At 73.1% G+C, this 2,161-nt stretch carries 1 protein-coding gene; it reads right to left on the bottom strand.

Translation table 11 applies throughout. The annotated features are described in order from the left end of the window. Nucleotides 1–2,161, bottom strand: a 2,161-nt coding sequence (locus tag ABZS71_RS35520; RefSeq protein WP_356216967.1) for a condensation domain-containing protein, incomplete at both ends; no start/stop codon positions are given.

Raw genomic sequence — 2,161 nt, 5'->3', positions numbered from 1 at the left:
CCGCACCGCGCAGACCCGCCGGCACGCCGCCGGGCCCGAAGGACTCCCCGACACTGAACTCGAGGTCGAACTTCGCCGCGGACGTGCCCGCCGAGGCTCCTCCCGCCTGGACCCCGGGCAGGTCCACGACCGCCTCGGCGTTGTTCTGCAGGGTGAGCATCACCTGGAAGAGCGGGTGGCGGGCCAGGGAACGCGCGGGGGCGAGTTCCTCGACCAGCCGCTCGAACGGCACGTCCTGGTGCGCGAAGCCGGAGAGACCGGCCTCACGGACCCGGGACAGCAGCTCGCGGAACGTCGGGTCCCCCGACAGGTCCGCACGCAACATCAGCGTGTTGATGAAGAAGCCGACGAGATCGTCCAGCCCTTCGTCCGTGCGTCCGGCGTTCGCCGACCCGATCGGGATGTCCGTTCCGGCTCCGAACCGCGACAGCAGCACCGCCAGCGCGGCCTGGAGCACCATGAACACCGTCACGCCCTCGGCCCGCGCCAGTTCCACCAGCCGCGCGTGCACCTCCGCCGGGATCTCCAGGGAGACTCCGTGCCCACGGTGGCTGGCCACCGACGGGCGCGCGTGGTCGAAGGGCAGTGTCAGTTCCTCGGGAATCCCGGCCAGCGCCTCGCGCCAGTAGGCCATCTGGCGGGAGACGAGGCTTTCGGGGTCCTGGTCGTCGCCGAGCAGCGCGCGCTGCCACAGCGCGTAGTCCGCGTACTGCACCGGCAGCGGTGCCCACTCGGGTTCGTGCCCCTCTCGGCGCGCGGCGTACGCGGCGGAGACGTCCCGGGCCAGCGGGCCCGTTGACCAGGCGTCACCGGCGATGTGGTGGACCACCACCAGGAGCACGTGGTCGTCGGGCGCCACCGTGAACAGCCAGGCCCGGATGGGTACCTCGGACGACAGGTCGAAGGCGTGGCTCGCCGCCTCCGCCACCGCGGTGTCCACGTCCACCTCGGTGTCCGTGGTGGACAGGTCCACGACGTCGAGCTTCCACGGCAGGTTCGCGAGCGCCAGCACCTGCTGGTACGGCTCGCCGTCGGCCACCGCGAACACGGTGCGCAGCACCTCGTGGCGGCCTATGACGTCCCGCAGGGCGGCGTTCAGCGCCTGCGCGTCGATGCGGCCCCCGAGGCGGAGCGCCATCGGGATGTTGTAGGTCGCGCTCGGCCCCTCCAGCTGGCCGATGAACCACAGGCGGCGCTGCGCGAAGGACAGCGGCACCCGCTCGGGGCGTTCCCAGGCCGTCAGGGCCAGACGGGCCCGGTCGGCGTCGGCGAGCCGGGCGGCGAGCCGGGCCACCGTCGGCGCTTCGAACAGCGCGCGCAGCGGCACCTCCACGCCGAGCACGGCCCGCACGCGGCTGACCAGGCGGACGGCGAGGAGCGAGTGACCGCCCAGATCGAAGAAGTCGTCGTCGACGCCTACGGTGTCCACGCCCAGGACCTGGGCGAAGACGCTGGCGAGGATCTCCTCGTGGAGCGTGGAGGGGGCCCGGCCCGGGCTCACCGGGTCGCCGTAGTCGGGCGCCGGGAGCGCCTTGCGGTCCAGCTTTCCGTTGACGGTCAGGGGCAGCTCGTCCAGCACCACGACCGCCGTCGGCACCATGTATTCCGGCAGCCGCTCGGCCACGAGGCCGCGCACCGCCGCTGGCAGCCCGGCGCCCGCGCCGTCGGCGGGGACGACGTAGGCGACGAGGCGCTTGTCGCCGGGGGTGTCCTCGCGGGCGACGACCGCGGCCTGCGCCACGTCCGGGTGCCCGGCCGCCACCGCCTGCACCTCACCCAGTTCGATGCGGAACCCGCGCAGCTTGACCTGTTCGTCGGCGCGCCCGGCGAACGTGAGCTGACCGTCGGCTTCCCAGCGGGCCAGGTCGCCGGTGCGGTACATCCGCGTTCCGGCTCCGGCGAAGGGGCTGGCCACGAACCGCTCGGCGGTGAGTTCGGGGCGGCCGTGGTAGCCGCGCGTCAGTTGCGCGCCCGCCACGTACAGCTCGCCCACGACACCGACCGCGACCGGCTCGAGCGACCTGTCGAGCACGTACAGCCCGGTGTTGGCCACCGGTGAACCGAAGGGGACCGTCCCTTCGCGTTCCGGGTCCACCCAACCGGTGGCCACGATCACGGTGGCCTCGGTGGGTCCGTACGTGTTGATCAGGTCGCGGCCCCG

The organism is Streptomyces sp. NPDC005393 (genome assembly GCF_040606675.1).
Taxonomy (GTDB): domain Bacteria; phylum Actinomycetota; class Actinomycetes; order Streptomycetales; family Streptomycetaceae; genus Streptomyces.
This window is presented reverse-complemented; position numbering and strand designations above follow the sequence as displayed.